Annotated in this window: 22 protein-coding genes; 11 read left to right on the forward strand and 11 right to left on the reverse strand. The window is 55.8% G+C overall.

Annotated elements, in window-relative coordinates; translation table 11 throughout:
• Window positions 1-120 precede the first annotated feature (120 nt).
• From dnaA to OVA10_RS03400, 8 genes are all read left to right on the forward strand, one after another.
• Entirely contained in the window at window positions 121-1,515 is a 1,395-nt protein-coding gene (gene dnaA / locus OVA10_RS03365; protein ID WP_100778280.1) for a chromosomal replication initiator protein DnaA, read from the forward strand.
• 4 nt (window positions 1,516-1,519) lie between these two features.
• Entirely contained in the window at window positions 1,520-2,620 is a 1,101-nt protein-coding gene (gene dnaN / locus OVA10_RS03370) for a DNA polymerase III subunit beta (protein ID WP_100778279.1), read from the forward strand.
• A complete protein-coding gene (gene recF, locus OVA10_RS03375) occupies window positions 2,620-3,693 on the forward strand; it encodes a DNA replication/repair protein RecF (RefSeq protein WP_100778278.1) in 1,074 nt (357 codons plus the stop codon). The genes dnaN and recF overlap by 1 nt, the downstream gene beginning before the upstream one ends.
• Window positions 3,694-3,721: 28 nt before the next feature.
• Complete coding sequence (gene gyrB, locus OVA10_RS03380) at window positions 3,722-6,136, forward strand: DNA topoisomerase (ATP-hydrolyzing) subunit B (RefSeq protein ID WP_100778277.1); 2,415 nt, start codon at window positions 3,722-3,724, stop codon at window positions 6,134-6,136.
• 173 nt (window positions 6,137-6,309) lie between these two features.
• Complete coding sequence (gene yidA / locus OVA10_RS03385) at window positions 6,310-7,122, forward strand: sugar-phosphatase (protein ID WP_248859378.1); 813 nt, start codon at window positions 6,310-6,312, stop codon at window positions 7,120-7,122.
• A 223-nt stretch (window positions 7,123-7,345) separates the two neighbouring features.
• Window positions 7,346-8,035: a D-galactonate utilization transcriptional regulator DgoR gene (gene dgoR, locus OVA10_RS03390; protein WP_100778275.1), complete on the forward strand. Its 690-nt coding sequence runs from the start codon at window positions 7,346-7,348 to the stop codon at window positions 8,033-8,035.
• Complete coding sequence (locus tag OVA10_RS03395) at window positions 8,032-8,910, forward strand: 2-dehydro-3-deoxygalactonokinase (RefSeq protein WP_268195238.1); 879 nt, start codon at window positions 8,032-8,034, stop codon at window positions 8,908-8,910. The genes dgoR and OVA10_RS03395 overlap by 4 nt, the downstream gene beginning before the upstream one ends.
• The gene (locus tag OVA10_RS03400; RefSeq protein WP_100778273.1) at window positions 8,894-9,511 is read left to right on the forward strand and encodes a 2-dehydro-3-deoxy-6-phosphogalactonate aldolase; all 618 of its coding nucleotides are present in this window, start codon (window positions 8,894-8,896) and stop codon (window positions 9,509-9,511) included. Before OVA10_RS03395 ends, OVA10_RS03400 begins: the two co-directional genes overlap by 17 nt.
• A 207-nt stretch (window positions 9,512-9,718) precedes the next feature.
• Here OVA10_RS03400 and OVA10_RS03405 read toward each other — a convergent pair whose 3' ends face one another.
• From OVA10_RS03405 to OVA10_RS03430, 6 genes are read right to left on the reverse strand one after another with little or no spacing between them, the layout of a single operon-like run.
• Window positions 9,719-9,922 (reverse strand): hypothetical protein, encoded by a 204-nt coding sequence (locus OVA10_RS03405; protein WP_268195239.1) that lies wholly within the window; start codon window positions 9,920-9,922, stop codon window positions 9,719-9,721.
• Window positions 9,919-10,098 (reverse strand): hypothetical protein, encoded by a 180-nt coding sequence (locus OVA10_RS03410; RefSeq protein WP_268195241.1) that lies wholly within the window; start codon window positions 10,096-10,098, stop codon window positions 9,919-9,921. Before OVA10_RS03410 ends, OVA10_RS03405 begins: the two co-directional genes overlap by 4 nt.
• Window positions 10,086-10,931: a peptidoglycan-binding domain-containing protein gene (locus tag OVA10_RS03415; RefSeq protein WP_268195243.1), complete on the reverse strand. Its 846-nt coding sequence runs from the start codon at window positions 10,929-10,931 to the stop codon at window positions 10,086-10,088. Before OVA10_RS03415 ends, OVA10_RS03410 begins: the two co-directional genes overlap by 13 nt.
• A gap of 29 nt (window positions 10,932-10,960) precedes the next feature.
• Window positions 10,961-11,527 carry a tail fiber assembly protein gene (locus tag OVA10_RS03420; protein WP_268195245.1) on the reverse strand — a complete coding sequence of 189 codons (567 nt, stop codon included), beginning with the start codon at window positions 11,525-11,527 and terminating at the stop codon, window positions 10,961-10,963.
• 14 nt (window positions 11,528-11,541) lie between these two features.
• Window positions 11,542-13,158, reverse strand: coding sequence for a phage tail fiber protein (locus OVA10_RS03425; protein WP_268195247.1), 1,617 nt, complete (start codon window positions 13,156-13,158; stop codon window positions 11,542-11,544).
• The gene (locus OVA10_RS03430; RefSeq protein ID WP_268195249.1) at window positions 13,155-13,757 is read right to left on the reverse strand and encodes a phage tail protein I; all 603 of its coding nucleotides are present in this window, start codon (window positions 13,755-13,757) and stop codon (window positions 13,155-13,157) included. Before OVA10_RS03430 ends, OVA10_RS03425 begins: the two co-directional genes overlap by 4 nt.
• Window positions 13,758-13,874: 117 nt before the next feature.
• Here OVA10_RS03430 and OVA10_RS03435 point away from each other — a divergent pair, with 117 nt between their 5' ends.
• From OVA10_RS03435 to OVA10_RS03445, 3 genes are all read left to right on the forward strand, one after another.
• A complete protein-coding gene (locus OVA10_RS03435) occupies window positions 13,875-14,642 on the forward strand; it encodes a hypothetical protein (RefSeq protein ID WP_268195250.1) in 768 nt (255 codons plus the stop codon).
• 108 nt (window positions 14,643-14,750) lie between these two features.
• Complete coding sequence (locus OVA10_RS03440; RefSeq protein WP_268195252.1) at window positions 14,751-16,958, forward strand: hypothetical protein; 2,208 nt, start codon at window positions 14,751-14,753, stop codon at window positions 16,956-16,958.
• Window positions 16,959-17,005: 47 nt separating this feature from the next.
• The gene (locus tag OVA10_RS03445) at window positions 17,006-17,737 is read left to right on the forward strand and encodes a DNA-methyltransferase (protein ID WP_268195254.1); all 732 of its coding nucleotides are present in this window, start codon (window positions 17,006-17,008) and stop codon (window positions 17,735-17,737) included.
• 32 nt (window positions 17,738-17,769) lie between these two features.
• Here the strand turns inward: OVA10_RS03445 and OVA10_RS03450 are convergent, their stop codons facing one another.
• From OVA10_RS03450 to OVA10_RS03470, 5 genes are read right to left on the reverse strand one after another with little or no spacing between them, the layout of a single operon-like run.
• Entirely contained in the window at window positions 17,770-19,095 is a 1,326-nt protein-coding gene (locus OVA10_RS03450; RefSeq protein WP_268195256.1) for a phage head morphogenesis protein, read from the reverse strand.
• Entirely contained in the window at window positions 19,092-20,231 is a 1,140-nt protein-coding gene (locus OVA10_RS03455; protein WP_268195257.1) for a phage portal protein family protein, read from the reverse strand. The genes OVA10_RS03450 and OVA10_RS03455 overlap by 4 nt, the downstream gene beginning before the upstream one ends.
• Window positions 20,167-20,637, reverse strand: coding sequence for a hypothetical protein (locus OVA10_RS03460; protein WP_268195259.1), 471 nt, complete (start codon window positions 20,635-20,637; stop codon window positions 20,167-20,169). The genes OVA10_RS03455 and OVA10_RS03460 overlap by 65 nt, the downstream gene beginning before the upstream one ends.
• 3 nt (window positions 20,638-20,640) lie before the next feature.
• Window positions 20,641-21,807 carry a major capsid protein gene (locus OVA10_RS03465; RefSeq protein WP_268195261.1) on the reverse strand — a complete coding sequence of 389 codons (1,167 nt, stop codon included), beginning with the start codon at window positions 21,805-21,807 and terminating at the stop codon, window positions 20,641-20,643.
• Between the two features lie 43 nt (window positions 21,808-21,850).
• Window positions 21,851-22,378, reverse strand: coding sequence for a hypothetical protein (locus tag OVA10_RS03470; RefSeq protein ID WP_268195263.1), 528 nt, complete (start codon window positions 22,376-22,378; stop codon window positions 21,851-21,853).
• Window positions 22,379-22,391: the final 13 nt, after the last annotated feature.

Below are 22,391 nucleotides of genomic sequence, written 5' to 3' on the forward strand. Positions count from 1 at the left end.
GGTCAGGTAAAAATTGCAGATAGCAATTCGCACGTCACCCTTTGCACAGGGTCTTGTCGACGTGTGCCAACAATCACGAATATTCAGTATCTTTCTTTTATTGTTCGAGTGGAGTCCGCCGTGTCACTTTCGCTTTGGCAGCAGTGTCTTGCCCGATTGCAGGATGAGTTACCAGCCACAGAATTCAGTATGTGGATCCGCCCGTTGCAGGCGGAACTGAGCGATAACACGCTGGCTTTGTATGCGCCAAACCGTTTCGTGCTCGATTGGGTAAGGGATAAATACCTAAATAATATCAATGGATTGCTCAATGATTTCTGCGGCACTGATGCCCCGCAGCTGCGTTTTGAAGTCGGTACTAAACCGGTCACGCAAACCGTCAGAGAGACGGTAAACGTGGCGGCTCCGGCCCAGATTCACGTCCCGACACCGCGCATTATTCAGCCCGCGCGTTCTGGCTGGGACAACGTTCCGGCTCCGGCTGAACCCACCTACCGCTCCAACGTTAACGTGAAGCACACCTTCGATAACTTCGTTGAGGGTAAATCGAACCAGCTGGCCCGTGCGGCGGCTCGTCAGGTTGCGGACAACCCAGGCGGCGCCTATAACCCGCTGTTCCTGTATGGCGGCACGGGTCTCGGTAAAACTCACCTGTTACACGCGGTGGGCAACGGCATTGTGGCGCGTAAGCCCAATGCGAAAGTGGTGTATATGCACTCCGAGCGCTTCGTTCAGGACATGGTAAAAGCCCTGCAAAACAACGCGATCGAAGAGTTTAAACGCTACTACCGTTCTGTTGATGCGCTGCTGATCGATGACATTCAGTTCTTTGCGAATAAAGAACGATCCCAGGAAGAGTTTTTCCACACCTTCAATGCCCTGCTGGAAGGTAACCAACAGATCATTTTGACCTCGGATCGTTACCCGAAAGAGATCAATGGGGTTGAGGATCGTCTGAAATCCCGCTTCGGCTGGGGCCTGACCGTGGCGATCGAGCCACCGGAGCTGGAAACCCGCGTCGCGATCCTGATGAAAAAAGCCGATGAAAACGACATTCGCCTGCCGGGTGAAGTGGCGTTCTTTATTGCGAAGCGTCTGCGCTCAAACGTGCGTGAACTCGAAGGCGCACTGAACCGCGTGATCGCCAACGCCAACTTTACTGGCCGGGCGATTACCATCGATTTTGTGCGTGAAGCGCTGCGCGATCTGCTGGCGTTACAGGAAAAACTGGTCACTATCGACAATATTCAGAAGACCGTGGCTGAGTACTACAAAATCAAAGTGGCAGATTTGTTGTCTAAACGTCGTTCCCGCTCGGTGGCGAGACCGCGTCAGATGGCGATGGCGCTGGCGAAGGAATTAACCAACCACAGTCTGCCGGAAATCGGCGATGCGTTTGGTGGCCGTGACCATACGACCGTGCTGCACGCTTGTCGCAAGATCGAGCAGTTACGCGAAGAAAGCCACGACATAAAAGAAGATTTCTCCAATTTAATCAGAACATTATCATCGTGATGCTATGAAATTTACCGTTGAACGTGAACATTTATTAAAACCGCTGCAACAGGTGAGTGGCCCATTAGGTGGCCGCCCGACGCTGCCTATTCTTGGAAACCTGCTGCTTCAGGTCGCTGACGGTACGCTGTCGCTGACCGGAACAGACCTCGAAATGGAAATGGTCGCGCGCGTGACACTTTCTCAACCGCATGATGCGGGTGCCACCACCGTTCCGGCGCGTAAATTCTTTGATATCTGCCGTGGGCTGCCGGAAGGCGCTGAAATTGCTGTCCAGCTGGAAGGCGACCGTATTCTGGTTCGCTCTGGTCGCAGCCGTTTCTCGCTCTCTACACTGCCTGCCGCGGACTTCCCGAATCTGGACGACTGGCAGAGTGAAGTCGAATTCACCCTGCCGCAGGCGACGATGAAACGTCTGATTGAAGCGACCCAGTTCTCGATGGCGCATCAGGACGTTCGCTACTACTTAAACGGCATGTTGTTCGAAACCGAAGGTGAAGAACTGCGTACCGTGGCGACAGACGGCCACCGTCTGGCAGTCTGTTCCATGCCGATTGGCGTGACGCTGCCCAACCATTCGGTGATCGTCCCGCGTAAAGGTGTGATTGAGCTGATGCGTATGCTCGACGGCGGTGATACTCCGCTGCGCGTGCAGATCGGCAGCAATAATATTCGCGCTCACGTGGGTGATTTTATCTTCACGTCGAAGCTGGTTGACGGTCGTTTTCCGGATTATCGCCGCGTATTGCCGAAAAATCCCGACAAAACGCTGGAAGCGGGCTGCGATATTCTCAAACAGGCCTTTGCCCGTGCGGCGATCCTCTCTAACGAGAAATTCCGCGGCGTGCGCCTGTATGTGAGTGAAAACCAGATCAAAATCACCGCCAACAACCCGGAGCAGGAAGAGGCAGAAGAGATTCTGGACGTCACCTACGCCGGAACCGAAATGGAAATCGGCTTTAACGTTAGCTACGTGCTGGATGTGCTCAATGCGCTCAAATGCGAAAACGTGCGCATTCTGCTGACCGATTCGGTTTCAAGCGTACAGATTGAAGATGCTGCCAGCCAAAGCGCGGCTTATGTTGTCATGCCAATGAGACTGTAATGTCGCTCACCCGCTTGCTGATCCGCGACTTTCGCAACATCGAAAGCGCGGATCTCGCTTTATCCCCCGGCTTTAATTTCCTGGTTGGCGCGAACGGTAGCGGCAAAACCAGCGTGCTGGAAGCCATCTACACGCTTGGCCATGGTCGTGCGTTTCGCAGCCTGCAGATTGGTCGCGTTATTCGTCACGAGCAGGACGCATTCGTGCTGCACGGACGACTTCAGGGCAGCGAGCGTGAAACCTCGATTGGCCTGACGAAAGACAAGCTGGGCGACAGCAAAGTGCGTATCGACGGCACCGACGGCCATAAAGTGGCTGAACTGGCGCTGCTGATGCCCATGCAGCTGATTACGCCTGAGGGGTTTACATTACTCAATGGCGGCCCCAAATATCGAAGAGCCTTCCTCGACTGGGGATGCTTTCACAACGAAGCGGGTTTCTTTACTGCCTGGAGCAACCTGAAACGGCTGCTTAAACAGCGCAACGCCGCGCTGCGTCAGGTGACCCGCTATGCCCAGTTGCGCCCGTGGGATATGGAATTGGTTCCGCTTGCGGAACAAATCAGCCGCTGGCGTGCCGAATACAGCGCAGGTATCGCCGAAGATATGGCTGATACCTGTAAACAGTTTTTGCCCGAGTTTTCTCTGACCTTCTCCTTCCAGCGTGGCTGGGAGAAAGAGACGGATTATGCCGAGGTACTGGAGAAAGGCTTCGAGCGTGACCGTATGCTGACCTACACCGCACACGGCCCGCACAAAGCGGATTTCCGCATTCGCGCCGACGGTGCGCCGGTGGAAGACACGCTGTCGCGCGGGCAACTCAAGCTTTTGATGTGCGCACTGCGCCTGGCGCAGGGTGAGTTTTTAACTCGCGAGAGTGGGCGACGTTGCCTGTATCTAATAGATGATTTTGCCTCGGAACTCGACGATGCACGGCGCGGGCTGCTTGCCAGCCGCTTAAAAGCCACGCAGTCGCAGGTTTTCGTCAGCGCCATTAGCGCTGAACACGTTATGGACATGTCGGACAAAAATTCGAAGATGTTCACCGTGGAAAAGGGTAAAATAACGGATTAACCCAAGATTAAATGAGCGAGAAACGTTGATGTCGAATTCTTATGACTCCTCCAGTATCAAAGTCCTGAAAGGACTGGATGCGGTGCGTAAGCGCCCAGGTATGTATATCGGCGATACCGATGACGGCACCGGTCTGCACCACATGGTATTCGAGGTTGTGGATAACGCTATCGACGAAGCGCTCGCGGGTCACTGTAAAGATATTATCGTCACCATCCACGGCGATAACTCCGTTTCCGTACAGGATGATGGCCGTGGTATTCCGACCGGCATTCACCCGGAAGAGGGCGTATCCGCTGCGGAAGTGATCATGACCGTCCTGCACGCAGGCGGTAAATTCGATGACAACTCCTATAAAGTGTCCGGCGGCCTGCACGGCGTGGGCGTTTCCGTTGTTAACGCCCTGTCGCAGAAGCTGGAACTGGTTATCTACCGCGAAGGTAAAATCCATCACCAGGTTTATACCCACGGCGTGCCACAGGCACCGCTGGCGGTCACTGGCGAAACGGAAAAAACCGGGACCACCGTGCGTTTCTGGCCGAGCCACGAAACCTTCTCTAATGTCACTGACTTCGAATACGACATTCTGGCAAAACGTCTGCGCGAGCTGTCGTTCCTGAACTCCGGCGTGTCCATCCGCCTGCGCGATAAGCGCGACGGTAAAGAAGATCATTTCCACTATGAAGGCGGCATCAAGGCGTTTGTTGAGTACCTCAACAAGAACAAAACGCCGATCCACCCAAATATCTTCTACTTCTCCACCGAAAAAGACGGCATCGGCGTGGAAGTGGCGCTGCAGTGGAACGATGGTTTCCAGGAAAACATCTATTGCTTCACCAACAACATTCCACAGCGCGACGGCGGTACGCACCTGGTCGGCTTCCGTACCGCCATGACCCGTACCCTGAACGCCTACATGGATAAAGAAGGCTACAGCAAAAAAGCGAAAGTCAGCGCCACCGGTGACGATGCCCGTGAAGGCCTGATTGCTGTAGTTTCCGTGAAAGTGCCAGACCCGAAATTCTCCTCTCAGACCAAAGACAAACTGGTCTCTTCCGAGGTGAAATCTGCGGTTGAACAGCAGATGAACGAACTGCTGAGCGAATACCTGTTGGAAAACCCGTCTGACGCGAAAATCGTTGTCGGCAAAATCATTGATGCGGCGCGTGCCCGTGAAGCGGCGCGTAAAGCCCGTGAAATGACCCGTCGTAAAGGTGCGCTGGATCTGGCCGGTCTGCCGGGCAAACTGGCGGACTGCCAGGAACGCGATCCGGCTCGCTCCGAACTGTACCTGGTGGAAGGGGACTCCGCGGGCGGTTCTGCGAAGCAGGGCCGTAACCGTAAGAACCAGGCGATTCTGCCGCTGAAAGGTAAAATCCTGAACGTTGAGAAGGCGCGCTTTGACAAAATGCTCTCCTCTCAGGAAGTGGCGACGCTGATCACCGCCCTCGGCTGCGGCATCGGTCGCGACGAGTACAACCCGGACAAACTGCGCTATCACAGCATCATCATCATGACCGATGCGGACGTCGATGGTTCACACATCCGTACGCTGCTGCTGACCTTCTTCTACCGTCAGATGCCAGAAATCGTTGAACGCGGCCACATCTACATTGCACAGCCACCGCTGTACAAAGTGAAGAAAGGCAAGCAGGAACAGTACATTAAAGACGACGAAGCGATGGATCAGTATCAGATCTCTATCGCTCTGGATGGCGCTACCCTGCATGCGAATGCCCACGCTCCGGCGCTGGCGGGTGAGCCACTGGAGAAACTGGTCTCTGAGTACAATGCGACGCAGAAAATGATTGGTCGTATGGAGCGTCGCTTCCCGCGCACGCTGCTGAAAGAGCTGGTTTATCAGCCGACGCTGGCTGAAGCCGATCTCAGCGACGAGCAGAAAGTGACGCGCTGGGTGAACGCCCTGGTGACTGAGCTGAACGAAAGCGAGCAGCACGGCAGCATGTGGCAGTTTGACGTTCGCGAGAACGCTGAACAGCACCTGTTCGAGCCAATCATCCGCGTACGTACACACGGCGTAGACACCGACTATCCGCTGGATCACGAGTTTGTGACCGGTGGCGAATACCGTCGTCTCTGCACGCTGGGCGAAAAACTGCGTGGTCTTATCGAAGAAGACGCGTTTATCGAACGTGGCGAACGCCGTCAGCCGGTTGCCAGCTTCGAGCAGGCGCTGGAGTGGCTGGTGAAAGAGTCCCGTCGTGGTCTCTCCATTCAGCGTTATAAAGGTCTGGGCGAAATGAACCCGGATCAGCTGTGGGAAACCACCATGGATCCGGAAAGCCGCCGCATGCTGCGCGTGACCGTGAAAGATGCGATCGCCGCTGACCAGCTGTTCACTACCCTAATGGGCGACGCCGTTGAACCGCGCCGCGCCTTCATCGAAGAGAACGCATTGAAAGCCGCGAATATCGACATTTAATTCAGGCCGTCGATTCTGTAAGCCCGGTAGGCGTAGCCTCACCGGGCTTTTCTTTGCCTGCAAAAGAGGAATCTCCTCTTTAAATCCCATCCCCCTTTCTCGACGACTCTTTTACTGTTTTCTGTGCGGAATCGCGTTAGCATGAGGACAGACTCATTTAAATCGGGGATCTCATGGCCATCAAACTCATTGCAATCGATATGGACGGCACGCTGCTGCTGCCTGACCACACTATCTCTCCTGCCGTTAAAAATGCGATTGCCGCCGCTCGTGCGAAAGGCGTGAACGTGGTGCTGACCACGGGGCGTCCGTATGCCGGGGTTCACAGCTATCTGAAAGAGCTGCACATGGAACAACCGGGCGATTACTGCATCACCTACAACGGTGCGCTGGTGCAGAACGCCAGCGATGGCAGCACGGTCGCGCAAACGGCGCTGAGCTATGACGATTACCGGTATCTGGAAAAACTGTCCCGCGAAGTGGGCTCTCACTTCCACGCGCTCGATCGCAACACGCTGTACACCGCTAACCGCGACATCAGCTACTACACCGTGCATGAATCCTTCGTGGCGACCATTCCGCTGGTGTTCTGCGAGCCGGAAAATATGGACCCGGCCACGCAGTTCCTGAAGGTGATGATGATTGATGAGCCTGCGATTCTGGATCAGGCTATCGCCCGCATCCCGGCGGAAGTGAAAGAGAAATACACCGTGCTGAAAAGCGCGCCGTACTTCCTCGAAATCCTTGATAAACGCGTCAATAAAGGCACCGGCGTGAAATCGCTGGCCGATACGCTGGGCATTAAGCCGGAAGAGATCATGACCCTGGGCGATCAGGAAAATGACATCGCGATGATCGAATACGCGGGTATGGGCGTGGCAATGGAAAACGCGATCCCGTCGGTGAAAGAAGTGGCCAACTTCGTCACCAAATCTAACCTCGAAGATGGCGTAGCCTACGCGATCGAGAAGTTCGTGCTGAACTAAACCGTCTCAACCGCATCAGCCCCGGCGATTAACCGGGGCTTTTTTTTGCCTGTCGATCGATGGGTTGTTCTTTTTGTGATCTAGATTGTAGTACAACACAATATGATTGTACTACATTACGGTCACGGTATTGACGAACGACCTCACGTTTGTACTGCAAAAGTGAGGTGAAATTCATCGGTCGCGGTAAAGTAGTGATGGACAAAAGAAACAAGGATTCTCCATGACTCTCAACAAAACCGACCGCATCGTCATCGCGCTGGGCAATCAGATTGTCAGCGGTAAGTACGTACCGGGTTCGCCGTTGCCGGCCGAGGCCGAGCTGTGCGAGGAGTTTGAAACCTCGCGCAACATCATCCGCGAAGTATTTCGCTCGCTAATGGCGAAACGGCTGATCGAAATGAAGCGTTATCGCGGCGCCTTTGTCGCCCCGCGTAAACAGTGGAACTACCTCGACACCGACGTTCTGCAGTGGGTGCTGGCAAACGACGACGACCCGCAGCTCATCGGTGCGATGAGCGAGGTACGAAACCTGGTGGAACCGGCAATTGCCCGCTGGGCAGCTGAGCGGGCGACATCAGGGGACCTGGCCCAGATCGAAGCGGCGCTCAACGACATGATCGCCAACAACCAGGACAGGGACGCCTTTAACGAAGCGGATATCCGCTATCACGAGGCGGTGCTGGAATCAGTGCATAACCCGGTATTACAGCAGCTTAGCGTGGCGATCAGCTCGCTACAGCGCGCAGTTTTTGAACGGACCTGGATGGGGGATGAGGCCAACATGCCCAAGACCCTGCAGGAACATAAAGTGCTGTTCGATGCGATACGACATCAGGACAGCAATGCGGCAGAGCAAGCGGCGCTCGCCATGATCGCCAGCTCGACACGAAGGTTAAAGGAAATCACATGACATCTCGCTACATCGCTATTGACTGGGGATCGACCAATCTGCGCGCCTGGCTTTATGAAGGCGATAAATGCCTGGATAACAGGCAATCAGAAGCAGGCGTCACGCGCCTCAACGGTAAATCCCCTCAGGCGGTGTTAGCAGAAGTCACTGAAAACTGGCGCGAAGGCGCGACACCGGTGGTCATGGCAGGGATGGTAGGCAGCAACGTGGGCTGGAAAGTCGCGCCGTACTTATCTGTTCCTGCCCATTTCTCTGCCATTGGTGAGACATTAACGTCCGTTGGCGACAATATCTGGATTATTCCCGGACTATGCGTTTCCCGTGACGATAACCATAACGTGATGCGCGGCGAAGAGACACAGCTGCTCGGCGCGCGCACTCTTTCTCCTTCTTCTGTCTATGTTATGCCCGGCACGCACTGCAAATGGGTGCAGGCCGACGCGGAGCAGATCCACGATTTTCGGACCGTACTGACCGGCGAATTGCATCACGTGCTGCTGCGCCATTCGCTGGTGGGAGCAGGCCTGCCGGAGCAGCAACCCTCTCCTGAGGCTTTTGCTGCAGGGCTTGCACGCGGTCTCGCTTCGCCTGCCGTTCTGCCACAACTTTTTGAAGTTCGCGCTTCACACGTGCTGGGGACTCTCCCGCGTGAACAGGTCAGCGAATTTCTCTCCGGTCTGCTGATTGGCGCAGAAGTCGCCACCCTGGGCGAGCAGTTCGCCGGGCAGCAGGACATCACCCTTGTCGCGGGTTCATCGTTAACCGCTCGTTACCAGCAGGCGTTTCGCGCCTGTGGTCGCGAAGTTTCAACGCTTGAAGGCGACGTGGCATTCCAGGCAGGTATAAGGAGCATCGCTCATGCAGTGGCAAACTAATCTCCCTCTCATCGCGATTTTGCGCGGCATTACGCCGGACGACGCGCTCGCACACGTGGGCGCAGTCATCGACGCCGGATTTGACGCGGTGGAAATCCCGCTCAATTCACCGCAGTGGGAAAAGAGCATCCCGGCAGTGGTGGACGCGTTTGGCGACAGAGCGTTAATTGGCGCGGGTACGGTCTTAAAACCCGAGCAGGTCGAGCAACTTGCCAGTATGGGCTGCAAGCTTATCGTCACGCCAAACATTCAGCCCGAGGTCATCCGCCGCGCGGTAGGTTACGGCATGACCGTCTGCCCTGGCTGTGCGACTGCCACCGAAGCTTTTACCGCGCTGGATGCGGGCGCGCAGGCGCTGAAAATTTTCCCGTCGTCGGCCTTCGGCCCGGATTACATCAAAGCGCTGAAAGCGGTACTTCCGGCTGATGTTCCGGTCTTTGCCGTGGGGGGCGTGACGCCGGAAAACCTGACGCAGTGGCTGAATGCCGGTTGTGCAGGGGCAGGGCTTGGCAGCGATCTCTATCGCGCCGGGCAGTCCGTTGAGCGTACTGCAGCGCAGGCAGCCGCGTTTGTTAAGGCGTATCGAGAGGCAGTGAAATGAAAATTACCTGTCACGCGGCGGGAGCTTTTGCATAAATTTGCGCGGGCTTTTGCATACCACCCGCAAACACTAGTAATGCAAAAGAGCGCGTGAATTTCGAAATTTGGCGAGACTGGGTGGGATTTATCGTAACATGAGAATAGTTATCATTGGGTGGTGGAATGAGATTCTATTGCGGATTTGCCGCAGGTATCACCTGCGGCTTTTTTACCCCTTCCCATTTTCCGGCTGGTTTGACGTGGCGTTGCACACGCTGTTATCCCGTTTGATTCCGGAATGCGAACCGGCATCGCCGCTGCACTGAATGTTCCCGGTGTTCTCTTCGTGCCGGATGTAGGTCACAACGCCCGAACAGGCCACGGCGGCCATACTCAGGGTCAGCACAATGCCCGCGCCTGCTACTCTCTTCATTTGTCAGTCCTGCACTGTGTGGTGTCGTTGATGGTGATATTGCCGCCAAGGCTGGTGACGCTTACCACCGGTGGGCAGTTCGCGGGGGTGCTGCGGGCATCGTAGCGCACCCATGAGGCCGTGCAGCCCGTCAGGGCTAGCGCCAGCGCTACCACCATAATGTTCAGTTTTTCCATAGCCCGTATACCTTTTCATCAATCGAGTTCCATGTTTTGCTTCCGCAGATACCATCCGCGAACAGCCCGTGCGCGGCCTGAAATTGTCTCAGGCTACCCTCGGTTCCCGAGCCGAAAACACCGTCCGGGTCTTCGCCCAGTGCCAGCTGCAGCTCGCGCACGTCATCCCCCTGGCTGCCGTTCCTGATGGTGCTGCGGGCGATGTGTTCACCCTGCGCCAGCCGGATGGCCGCCTCCGCCTCCTTCGCGTATGACGCTATCAGGTCAGCCTTGTCCGTGCCGTTGATGATGCGCCGGGCGTTGAGGTAGTCGGTCTGCGTGGCCGTGAGGTAGTCACCCAGCTTTTTGCCCGTAAACCAGCCCTGTGCCATGCCGCTTAAGGCAATCTGGGCGGCATACACTGGCTTCATGGCAAGGTCAGGCTGCATCACCAGCGGGACGTTTCTCTCCAGCGTAAAGAGGTCCATCGCCACGTCTTCGGCCTTCTGGTAGTTATCTTTCCAGGTGAGCTGAACATAGCCGCGACCGTAGTAGGTCTGACCGGTGACCGGGTCCGGCTCACCGTAGGGGCGACCGTCACCCAGACCATACTCGGCGATGGGCTGCATGGTGGAAGCAGTCTCGTGGTAGGTAGTGGCAAGCACGTAGGCCAGCCAGCTGACGGGCACTGGCTCGTCCGTGATGCGGTTGCGGATAAGGTAGATACTGGTAAAACCGGACAGGCAGGGGCGATGTACTTCCGACATGCGGCCGTTAAACCAGACGGCGTTCATACGGTTATGAAAGGCCTGAAGCGAAAAGCCCGAGGGTTTGATTCTGCGTGGTTTGTGCATGGCAATAACTCCGGTTGATACGTCGATATTTAAGGTAGTGCAGGCCAGTCCGGCTCTGCGGCGGTCAGGTCGGTCTCGCGCAGGTCGGCCAGATACGTGCGCAGGGTCTGGATACGGGCCTCGTCATCCGGACGTCCTCGCCCGGTTTCGGCGCAGGACTGCAGCATGACGATTTCACTGACCGCCTCGCGGCGTAGTCGGGAGTAGCGACGTGGGTTTTCGCTATGAAGGGCATCGGTCAGTACTGCCACATCCTGCCAGATGCCCTCGTCGCCAAACTTCCATGACTTACTGTCGGTCTCAAACCCGTCCGGCAGGGTAGTGACTTCGGCTACTGACATATCCTCTGGCCACAACATCGAAACCGCAAACGTATTGCCCCGCCCAGGAACGGGTTTGTCCACGACCGCCTGTATAACGCCGTTCGCGTCATACATCAGCTTGACCGTATCATCTGCAAAATTCTGCTGGCATTCGTACCAGTCCTGTCCGTCTTCTGAGCGCAGAAACAGCGGAATATCCCCCTCTGCATTGCTGAACTTTTTCAGTTGCTTTGCGGTGGGAGGCGCCGTTCTGAAATTTTTAATGTGCTGCATATATCTTTCCTTTCTTAACCTGAGATGGTCACCCAGGCTCCGTTGATATATTTCTGGGTCGGCTTGAAGTAAATGGTGTCGACCTCCCAGTTGCCATCGTTATAGTTTGACTTGATGCCCGTCATTACATGCCCTGCCGGGACTTTGGATGTGGCGAGACTGTCATGCGTTCCCTGTGAGCGTTCAGCGCCGTACTGGGCGTTCTGGATATAACGCGCATCAAAGTTGGCGTAATTAACCAGCGCCAGCTTATTGATGGTGATGTCGCCAGTGGCAAGGTTTACGGCGAGCGGACGCAGGCTATTGTATGGCCCGAAACTGTTCCCGGAATTGGTGAGCATCAGATAGAGAGTGTTGCCATCATTACGCCAGAAAGTACCGTAATTGCCGTAAGCAATTCGGAAGCTGTCTGCGCTTGTGCTTTGAACTTCACCAGAGGATTTAATCTGACCTGGAACTGTAAGTGGCTTACCATTCGCTAAATTCAATGCGACGGAGCCATCCTCAGCCAACACTATTCCGCTGCCGCCTTTGTAGTTAAAGAACGACATGTTGTAGCTGGCGCTTCCTCGCCCCACATAAAACGTGTTATCGCCGTTGTAATCCTTGCCTAAAAGATAGCTCGGCTGACCCGCAGACAGCGGCCATAGCATGACGTTTGCGCCATTTCCTTTGACGGCAATGGCTTTCTGGAATGTCCCGCCATTGGTTGCGGATACGGCATCGCAATCCGTTGCAGAGGGCTTGTTCTTATCAGTGAAGAAATACTGATAATCCTTGCTACCCTCTCCGCTCGCACCATCAAATCGCACCGCGATTTTATTATTTACCCCCATAGGGATAATCAGGTGGCGGTTATTCAATTTTCCGCCGCCATCCTGGAGTAATGTAAATGTCACTGCATATGGCCCACCACTCACAGCGTGAGTATAAAAACCGCTTGGTAATCCAGTTGGTATATTGTCATAGCTATCAGAAGCAGCAACTGCTGTACGAGGGGCTGTCCCACCCAAACCATGATAGCCAACGGTCAGCACCCTTCCTGCTGTTGTATCTGTAGGGGATGTGACGATGTCTTTTGTTGCTGACGTGCCGCAGCCGATGTTTTCCCGCAGCTCCTGCTGCGCTGCTGCACCCTCATCCTGAACTTCCTGCAGCCTGAGCGCACGACGGTAGTAGCGCTTATCACCTTCCTCCTGCGTGATGATCGCAATATTCGGGTCAACCTCCAGCGTCACACATTCGGCATGAACAAGCGGCATCACAAAGTACACGGTGACTTCTTTCACCACGCTGTCAGTATCTGCCGGAAGCAGCGTGTCCGGGTAAGCGCCATACGCAATCAGCGTGCCGGCTTCACTCATCAGCCCAAACTCGCGCAGCGTTTGCCCCGGATAAGTTTTAGCTTTAATAACGACGGAGCCAGCAATCATCCCGACATCGCTGCCGCCACTGCTGAAAGGCTCCTCGCCGAACTGGCCCACCAGCGCGGTGACAGACGGGTCCGCCGTGACAGTTGCACCGCCGCCGTCACCAAACACCGCCGTGAGAATATTCACTACCGTACCCGCCTGGTATGCCGCCTCAATTTCAGCGGCACCGACTTGGGTTAAGATTAAACTTTCGGTCATTTGGGTTTCCTTTTACCTGACTTCCGTTGCTTCGTTATCACTACAGTCTCAACGGGCGAAAATCTCACGGTCTCACTCGCTACCATATAACCGGCTAAAATAATATTACCCTCGCGGGTGGAGGATATATTCATTCCCCAGTGCTGGGACTTACGTTTATTTCGCTCTACGCCAGAAAATATTTTGCTGTATATATCGTCGTTTAATTCCGACCAGCTATTTCCGGTGTCTAGATTTATTTCAAATGTCCCCCGCGGTCCTTCCGGAGTTTTCTCAAACCACTCCACCAGCGTCATGGGGATACCATAAGCGCTGGACAAAAAGTCCAGCGTCTGGTCAACGGCCGCTGGCGTGCCGAGCTTTCTGAAGACGGAAAGTGCCAGCTTCACTTTCTCGCGCTTCAGTGCCTCAGACCAGCTGTCGTCCCAGTATTCCACCCGGAACCACGACGCCAGAAAGGGCAAGAACTGCGGCGGCACATTATCTACATCCATGATATTGAGCTGGCTGATAAGCATTTTCAGGGACGCCATTTCGTCCTGGCTAATCTGGCTCACGGCCTTTATGGATTTATTTTTAAGTAGCGTTGAGGGGATCATGTTTACCTCCATGAAGCGATAATAGCACCGGAGGTTGAGGCGGCTGGCAGTACTGCCAGTGCGGTTCGGGACGTGAATTACACTGGATGCATACCGTCTTTCATTCAGGAAATACACATGTCCGACAATGCTGAAAAATCAGAACTGCAGATGAATATTGAGAAGCACAATATGGTGCCGCTGCTGCTGGATTATGAATACCGCCAGCGCCACCAGCTGCATAAAATCAATGCTGCACGCCGCAAAAGTATTCCGGTGGTGGCTGACCGCGTTTCCGCCTGCCGCTACTGCGTCGAAAACTTCGACTCTGAAATCATCGACGTGGTGATTTCATCCGTAGCGTCTGCGGTTATGGAGTTCGGTGTCTGGCAGGCTCCGGAGAACGGCGACGGCGAGCCGGTCCTGGCGAACCCGGTGTCGCTGCCGGTGGACTTTATTCTGGATAATTTTGATTACAGCGACCTGCTGCGTATCAACGCCCTCATGGGCAAAGGCGTGGAGCACCCATTCAAGCCGGAAGCCATCAAAACAATGGTGAGCACGCATGACATTGTGCCGCTTCACCAGACCTATCAGATGAACGGCATGACGTTCAATGCAGCATTTCGGCAACGCCGCCCGGTGGTGCGTGACCACGTCCAGGCCAGGGGCTTCTCGGTGGAGCGCTGGGGTCACAGCTTTACAGACATCATCATGGCCGGCACGGCCGCATCCACCCTTAAGTTTGGCACCTTCGCTCACGAGAACGATCACCCGGTGGTCACTAACCAGTGTGAGGTGCCGCTGGAGTATCTGGTCGATAACCTGATTTATCCCGACCTGCTGTTGCTTAACCGGCTACTGGTAAAGACGCCGGCCTCATCCGCGTCAGGGGCGAAACGTTAAAAAAGGCGATTAATTATCTGACCCATCCCCGCTTCCAGCGGGCCAGCTATGCCGAAGTGATGGGTCTGACGTGGCAGGAATTATTGTATTTAACTGAGGTAGCGAACGATGGCGGGAAATAGCGGCAGTGACTTTACTCTGGAACTGGTGGTGGGTATCAAGGATTTGTTTTCCCAGAAAGCCAAACAGATTGATGCGGAGGTCAACCGCCTGGACCGCGATACGCAGGAACTGCAAAAAACGTATGACGATGTCAGCGCATATAAAAAAGCCTCCCGTGCCCTTGAAGATTTAATGCGTCAGGGCAATGCCAGCACGGACGATATTCGTAAACAGGAAAAAGAGCTGGAGAAATTATCCCGCAGCCTGCGTCAGGCTGGCGTCGATATTAATAACATCACCCGTGATGAAGAACGACTTGCCCGCCAGATACGCGAAACTAATCAGGAGATGAAGAAGCGATCCGGATTTGGGGATTTAGTTAAAGGCGGCGTCACGGCCGTCGCCAGTGCGGGTATGCTGAAGGGTTTTTTATCGCTAGGGGGTGATGAAGAAAAAATTCGTAAGCTGATGCAGAAGCAGTCCAACTTCAGCATGGAGGACATCTACGGACAGAAAGCCCGAGATTTCCGCTCCCGGATGGTAGGCACCTATAAAGTCGCGGCTGGCGAAGTAGCCGGGACACAGACGTGGTTTAACCGGCAGAACCAGCTGCACGGCGACAAAAACTATGAAGCCACCGGTGCGGCTCTGAAACTGGGCAATCTGATGGAGGGCCAGATAGACCAGGAGTCCATTAACCGCGCCATGACCCAGATGATGGCGACTGGCATGTCCGGTAACGATGCTGGCGCGTTGCTTTACAAGGTGTTCAAGAATGGTCGGGGCGATGCCGGCGAAATGATGGATAGCTTCCAGGAGTACGTTACCAACCTTATCAGCCGGGGCATGAACGGCGAACAGATTGCTGCAGCGCTTATTGCCGGCACAACAGAGGGCGGCGTGTTCAGCTATGACAAGGTGCTCGATAGCCTGAAAGAGACCTGGACGGCGAAGCTGTCCGACCCGGCTGTGTATGAGGCGCTGTTTGGTGATGGTAAAAAAAAGAAAGGCGATATTGAGGAAATCAAAGACCAGGGGCTGCGCTATAAACTTCGTTCAGCCCTGTCTGAATTTCAAAAAAACCAGTCAGCCGGAAAAAATGTATCCGCTGATGTGGGGAATATATACAGCATTCTCGGTGATGTAGCCAAAACCGATCCTGCCGCACTGGGTGTAATATCACAGCATATCGGCGGTACCATTCTGACGGAAGACGCATCCAAAGATGCCCCTGCCGCTATCGGCAAAGCCATCTCCACACCGGGCGCTTACCTTGGAGATTACCGTAAGGATTTCGACGTTGACCCTTCATTGTTCCTGACCAAAACAGAACAGCTTGAAGCGGATAAAATGGCCACCATGACCGCGCTCGGACAGGCAACGGCGGATGCCACCAGTCATCTTGATGGTTTCTCCAAAGCGATCCATGACACCACAATGAAACTGACGAGCATGACGGCCGAACATCAGGGTGGCGCAGAGATGGGGGTTGAAATGCTGATGGGCGGAATGCTGCTGGGGAATATCAAAGGTGCAGGTAGGATGATCCGGGGGGCAGGTTCTTTGCTCGGTATGGGGGGAGGTGCTGCAGCCGGCGGCGGTTTTCTTTCCCGCATTGGCGGAATGCTGTCAGGTGGTGCCGGGCGAGTCGGCGGAATGCTGGGAGGAGGCGCTCGCTTTCTTGGCCCTCTGGCGGCACTGGGCGGCGGTGCATACAGCGCATGGGATGATTATCAAAAAGGCGATATGCGGGGCGTGGCGGGTGATGTCACCGGCACACTCGGCGGTGTTGGCGCTGGGGCCGCAGCCGGAGCACTCGTCGGCTCGGTTGTTCCTGTGATAGGTACGGCTATCGGGGGAATTGTGGGCGGTGCGCTGGGCTACTGGGGCGGCGAAAAGCTGGGCGAGTCACTTTACGACTGGTGGAATGAGGATGATGAGGACGATAAATCCCAGGAGGTGTTTCGCAAGCAGACGGAGGCACTCCCCACAGCGCCGGAACTGACTGCGGCCAATGATGCCGGCAGCGCCCCCATCGTCGAACTGAGCTACGCCCCACAGATACAGATTCAGGCAATGTCTGCTAACCCCGACGATATCAGTAAAGCGCTGGAGGATGCCCTCCGCCAGTCAAACCCGGAACTTATTCAGATGCTGGAATATGCACTCAGTCAGATTATGAAAACCAATGACCACCAGCGCACCAGCAACTGACGCAGCTTTAAACCCTTTTTAAGTACCCTTTAAACTACGGAGGTTGTATGCAAAAAGAAGTGATCGGCAATGCAACGCTTTACTGCGGTGACGCGCTTGAGATACTGCCGCAACTGGAAGCGGGCTTTAACGGTCTGATAACCGATCCCCCTTACAGCAGCGGCGGCACGTTCGCCAGCGGTCGCCAGTCCGCCCCGGACAGCAAATACGGCATCGTGGGCCATTTGAATTTTTCAGGCGATAACCGCGATGCCCGCTCCTGGGCGCACTGGTCGATGGTCTGGCTGAGCGCAGCAGCGCAACGGGTGGATTCCGGAGGCTATGTCATGCTGTTTACTGACTGGCGACAACTTCCGGCGACCACGGATGTGATTCAGGGCGGCGGCGTGGTCTGGCGGGGGATCGTCCCGTGGGATAAAACCCTCTCCAGTCGGGCACCCCATAAAGGCTATTTCCGTCATCAGTGTGAGTATGTGGTGTGGGGCAGCATTGGCCCGCTGCCAAAATGTCAGCATGGTGGCCCGTGGCCGGGTCTGATATCACAGAGGGTGATACCGGCTGAAAAGCTCCATATGACCGCAAAACCCGTACCGCTGATGGATGCCCTGATTAAACCGCTGGGAGATATCCCTCGTGTACTGGACCCTTTTATGGGGTCAGCATCAACGGCCATTCCCGTGCTGCGTCAGGGAGGCTTCTTTACGGGGATCGAGATGAACCCACAGGTGTTTGATATTGCCTGCGAGCGTATTTATAAGGAAGTGAGTGAGGGATTGTAAGGCCAGAAGCCGCCCGGTTTACCGGGGCGGCTTTATTTTGACGCTGACAGCGGAAGGGTGGCTGCCCTGAGGGCTTCATATTCCGTTTGCGTTATACTGAGCAGCTGCATCACACCCTCATCGCTGTATGCCGGTGCATACGCTGCAAGCCAGGTGCTATCATCCGCCTGTAGCAGGTACTGAATCGCCAGCGTCGGGTCACTGCCGTACAGTTCCGTAAACCCCAGCCAGACTTCATCCGCGTTCTGCGGCACCGTGGCCGCCATCTCCGCAAAGGCATCAAGCTCCGCATTGCCCGCTACCGCCTGTTTTACCACCTCCGTGCTAACCACAGATGTGCTGAGTACAGCATTACGAGCCGTCAGCGCGTCACCACTGACGCTTTGGGTGTAGCGCAGGATATCCGGCACCATATCGAACTTCTCCGCCTGTGCCATCAGCGAGGCTGGCAGCGTGGACATGCTGTTGACCGGTGAGCCTTTGAACTGGTGATCTGCGGCCATGGTGCTGTTTTGCTTCAGGCTCTGTTCGCTGATGGCCGATGAGGTCTCTTTGACGCTGTCAGGCAGTTGCCCGTACTGATACTCCGTGAAGGGCGTGACAGTGGCACGGCATTTATGATGATTTGGCGGCCAGTACTTCTGCCAGAAGGCATCACCCTTTGCCTTGACGGTGTTGTCCAGATGTCTGCACAGCTCTGTCGTGCCGTCATCAAGCACGGCCGCATAGACCAGATACTGCACCGCCTCATTATCAATGACCTGCGTCCAGCGCCCGGCGTTGTAGCTGGTCATCATATTGTTGCGGTAGTGCAGCTCCAGATAGTACGGATTGGCCGGCGATACGCCCGCCTGCGTCAGGTACGCATTCACATTCTGACGGGCCTCGGCGGAGGTCTGCCCCGTACTGAGGGCAGCTTCATACAGGCGCTTTACATCGTTCACGGCCTGTTCAGACGATACCGCTGCAACGGTAAACCCGCGCAGCTTCAGGTTCGCCTCCATATTGCGGTAGGTGTCGCTGTCCACCGGCACCTGTGAGCGCAGAAATTCAATCGCTTCATTAAAGGCCAGGTCCGCGGCCTCTGATGCGCTGTCACCGTCCGCGAGCATCATCGGCTGCGCCACCATCTGCATAACGTGATACTGCCCCAGCAGCCAGGCCAGCAGCATGGAGTCGGTGTACAGCGTCGCGTACTGGCTGACGGCATCGTCCGTCACGACGGTACTTTTATCCAGCCGGGCGGCAATATCCTCGCTGAGTGCCAGGGCAGTGGCCATCAGCCCCAGCTCCTCAGCCTCCTCCAGTTGTTGCAGGTTCTGGTACTCCTGCTGTTGGGTGTCACTGAGCACGGTCACAGGTATAACCCCTTAGCCCGCTTCAGCTGGCCGGGCGTGGTATTGTCGGCAAGGTTTATCCGGCCAGCGGGCAAATTACCCTGCAGCGCCGCCAGTTCGGCGTTAAAACGCTTGCGGTCGAAATGCAGCGACACGCTGCCGGGACGCTTGTTGAAAGCGAATACCCATTTCAGCAACGTGCGGTTCAGGGCGCGATACACGGTCCGGGCATCATTAATCATGATGCGAAAGGCCGCGCGTTCCTGCACCTCGCCGAGCGCCCGCGACCCGAACTTCTGGCTGCCATTGGTCAGCGTCTGGCCGGTGATGAGCTTTGCCAGCTTGTTGTCGTAGTCCTTGATGACGCCCATCAGTTCGGAGGCCTTGCCGCTGGCCGTCAGCTCAACCACGGATTTAACGCCAGACAGCGCCACGCTGCCGCCGCCGTCGATGGCCGCCATGTTCGCCGCGATATCCAGCAGTTTTTCCCGGTCGGAAATACCTTCATCCGCCAGTGCCACCGTCGACGGGACACTGTATTTGGCCGCCAGACGCTCAAGCTGTTCGACGTGCGACCATTTGGTCTGCCAGATGGGCCAGGCGGATTCCAGCACGGATTCTCCGTAGGGCTTTTCCCGCGAGCCGTTGCGCACCACCGGGATGACTTTGCCTTCGGGTACAGCCTGAAAATCCATTCCGGTGCCGCCGCTGGCGGAGTACAGAAGCTGTGCATCTTTACTCCAGCGAAAGGCGCGGGGATGGCGGCGCTCGGACAATACGGGACGGATAAGTCCGCCATCGTTCACCCAGTCCAGCTCCACCAGATTGAAGCCGTAATCGGCATGGAAAAGGCACTGCTCCATCAGCACCTCCAGATCGAGGTCGGCGAGAACGTCATTAACAAACGCAATATCGCTGCTGCTGCCTTCGACGGTGTAGGGGGTCATGATACTGGTGGCATGGCGAAGTTCGAGGTCCGCCTGTACCTCTTCGTCCTGCAGCATCGCATCGATGCACATCCAGTAATAGTCGGAGAACTGATTGCCGGCAGCGCCTGGGCTGACCGGCAGAGGATAGTAGCCAGAGAAGGCGTCAGAAACGCCGCCTGCTGGTAAAAGGGTAAAGAGCTGTGTTGCGGGGCTTATGTACCTGGTCATACTGGACACCTGCTGCACCGACAAAGCCGGTGGATGATCCGTTATCGCTTCCGCTGCTACTGCTGCCGTCACCGCGCCCTAACGCTGCATCAAACATCGTGTCGGCATCATCCCGGTCCATATCAAAGTTTTCCTTAAACTCTGAGGTGCGGCCCAGCTCGTAAACAGCGCGTTTAATCAGGGCTTCCCGGATAACCTCCAGCGTATCTGCGCTGAAGGTTTTACGCTCTGCCCCGGCTCCCAGAATGCGGGAGTACCCCCAGCGGGCTGCAGCAGCCACGGCATACGGCACGTTAACGCGTCCTTCGCCGTGCTGGTTGAACGTCAGTGAGTTAAATATCTGCTCATCCAGCGCCGCTTCGACTTCGGCTACCGTAATCAACTGCTTCAGCTCGTTGAGGGTCATCGCTTAGTCGTCCCTTTGTGCATCCAGTTTTGACGGGTCAAAGCTGATGCCGAAGTGGTCCTGCACCTCAGGGGCATTCTTCGCTTCAGACATCACTTTGTCGTGACGGGCGCGGATCACATCTTCCATCGATGTCTGTCGATCCGCTTTCACCATCTGCAGCCTGCCTTTCACCTTCGCCACTTCCGTGTCCGGCAGCACTTTCACCCACACGATGGCACCGACGGCCACAATCGGCAGCGGCTTGCTGCGCCCTACGATCTCCATCCCTGACGGGTTTTTCATGATTTCAGTGGTGCTGGCGAACGGCATCGGCTGTAGGCCGTTGTCGATATCATCCAGTGCCAGGTATTTGACGCAGCTCCCGGCGGAGGTGTCCACAGCCACGAGGGCATTGGCCGGGATGTTCGGCACCATGCTCTGGTCAAAGTCCCTGTGCATACCGGACTGCAGCTTAATGCTGTAGCCGCCAATGTTCACTTCACCCTGTACGGAGACGTTCACCTGCAGGATGTTGGATTTTGAGTTTTCGGCCAGCTTCAGAATGGTTGAGAAAGCCTGACTTCCTGCCGCAATACTCACACTGCCGCCATAACCCTGCATCTGCAGCGCTTTATGCAGGTCATCCAGCTGGGTATAAACATCCATGATGTTGCTGCCGGCTTTGGTCAGGTCCACATCCGGGAGCGCCGTCGGGGTGCCGTAGTCCACGCCGTAGACATCGAGTTGTCCCCCTTCGGATTTCATCGGATAAGCAATCACGCCGGTTAATGCCTGGGCACACAGCGCTTCGGTGGTCACCTGCGCCGTGTTCATCATGCGGTTCATGATGCCGTTGGCGTAGGCCTGTACACCGGAGACGCCCAGCACTTTCAGGTTATTCAGTGCAGCGGCCGTGATGAAGTCCGACATATCGATACCCTGCGGCTCGATACTCATCAGCCCGTCCTTGCCCCGGTCAAGTGAGTAGGCGGTGGTGCCACGTCGCACAACCGGGATGTTGGTGATCAGGCTGCGCAGCTCTGCCATGCTGATGGACGCCAGCGGCCACTGGCCGCCGTCAGCAAAGAACTGTTTACGGATGGGGGACGGCAGGTTCTGACGGCTTCCCAGCAGTACGGCCACGGCATTTGCACCAAAACACTTGCGCAATAAGTCAATAATTTCCATTTGAAGTCTCTCTTAATGTGTGGTGTCAGCAACGCGCCGGGCGTTACCAGACATTTTCCGGATACAGGCCGGCGGCGGACAACTGGTCGCACTGCGCGACGGTGGGTGGTGCGTCCCCGACCAGTGCCCGGCTGTAGAGATAGCAGCCGTGAATAAGCACGATGACACCAGTATCCCCTTCCAGTGGATCATTGACCGCAATCGCCAGCTGCACACCACCGCCACCTGCTGCACCGCTGATGGTGGTAACCACCTCCGTATCAACGGTTGTGGTTACGTCGGTATCGACGGCGGAAACATCCTTGGTGATGTCATCCTGAGTGACGGTACTGGTGGCAGTACTGTCAGCGGTGCTGGTTGCCGTACTGGTTGCGGTCAGCCCGCCGTTATCACCACCGGATACTGCACCGTCCCAGACAACGACATTGCCGCCGGGCGGCTTTGCCAGCACCTGACCGGCGCGAATGACCAGCCCCGCCGGAATGGGCCAGTTGTGAATAACGGGCGGATGACCGCCCCCCACGATGCCGCTGGCATTGATTTCATTACTTTTGCTTGAAAACAGGGTCATAACGACTACTCCT

Source organism: Lelliottia sp. SL45 (genome assembly GCF_026672535.1).
GTDB lineage: Bacteria > Pseudomonadota > Gammaproteobacteria > Enterobacterales > Enterobacteriaceae > Enterobacter > Enterobacter nimipressuralis.

Bases quoted from the DNA above. Each gene is read 5' to 3' on its own strand.
- dnaN (WP_100778279.1), top strand. From the start codon at position 1,520: ATGAAATTTACCGTTGAACGTGAACATTTATTAAAACCGCTGCAACAG.
- recF (WP_100778278.1), top strand. From the start codon at position 2,620: ATGTCGCTCACCCGCTTGCTGATCCGCGACTTTCGCAACATCGAAAGC.
- gyrB (WP_100778277.1), top strand. From the start codon at position 3,722: ATGTCGAATTCTTATGACTCCTCCAGTATCAAAGTCCTGAAAGGACTG.
- yidA (WP_248859378.1), top strand. From the start codon at position 6,310: ATGGCCATCAAACTCATTGCAATCGATATGGACGGCACGCTGCTGCTG.
- dgoR (WP_100778275.1), top strand. From the start codon at position 7,346: ATGACTCTCAACAAAACCGACCGCATCGTCATCGCGCTGGGCAATCAG.
- OVA10_RS03395 (WP_268195238.1), top strand. From the start codon at position 8,032: ATGACATCTCGCTACATCGCTATTGACTGGGGATCGACCAATCTGCGC.
- OVA10_RS03400 (WP_100778273.1), top strand. From the start codon at position 8,894: ATGCAGTGGCAAACTAATCTCCCTCTCATCGCGATTTTGCGCGGCATT.
- OVA10_RS03405 (WP_268195239.1), bottom strand. From the start codon at position 9,922: ATGAAGAGAGTAGCAGGCGCGGGCATTGTGCTGACCCTGAGTATGGCC.
- OVA10_RS03410 (WP_268195241.1), bottom strand. From the start codon at position 10,098: ATGGAAAAACTGAACATTATGGTGGTAGCGCTGGCGCTAGCCCTGACG.
- OVA10_RS03415 (WP_268195243.1), bottom strand. From the start codon at position 10,931: ATGCACAAACCACGCAGAATCAAACCCTCGGGCTTTTCGCTTCAGGCC.
- OVA10_RS03420 (WP_268195245.1), bottom strand. From the start codon at position 11,527: ATGCAGCACATTAAAAATTTCAGAACGGCGCCTCCCACCGCAAAGCAA.
- OVA10_RS03425 (WP_268195247.1), bottom strand. From the start codon at position 13,158: ATGACCGAAAGTTTAATCTTAACCCAAGTCGGTGCCGCTGAAATTGAG.
- OVA10_RS03430 (WP_268195249.1), bottom strand. From the start codon at position 13,757: ATGATCCCCTCAACGCTACTTAAAAATAAATCCATAAAGGCCGTGAGC.
- OVA10_RS03435 (WP_268195250.1), top strand. From the start codon at position 13,875: ATGTCCGACAATGCTGAAAAATCAGAACTGCAGATGAATATTGAGAAG.
- OVA10_RS03440 (WP_268195252.1), top strand. From the start codon at position 14,751: ATGGCGGGAAATAGCGGCAGTGACTTTACTCTGGAACTGGTGGTGGGT.
- OVA10_RS03445 (WP_268195254.1), top strand. From the start codon at position 17,006: ATGCAAAAAGAAGTGATCGGCAATGCAACGCTTTACTGCGGTGACGCG.
- OVA10_RS03455 (WP_268195257.1), bottom strand. From the start codon at position 20,231: ATGACCAGGTACATAAGCCCCGCAACACAGCTCTTTACCCTTTTACCA.
- OVA10_RS03460 (WP_268195259.1), bottom strand. From the start codon at position 20,637: ATGACCCTCAACGAGCTGAAGCAGTTGATTACGGTAGCCGAAGTCGAA.
- OVA10_RS03465 (WP_268195261.1), bottom strand. From the start codon at position 21,807: ATGGAAATTATTGACTTATTGCGCAAGTGTTTTGGTGCAAATGCCGTG.
- OVA10_RS03470 (WP_268195263.1), bottom strand. From the start codon at position 22,378: ATGACCCTGTTTTCAAGCAAAAGTAATGAAATCAATGCCAGCGGCATC.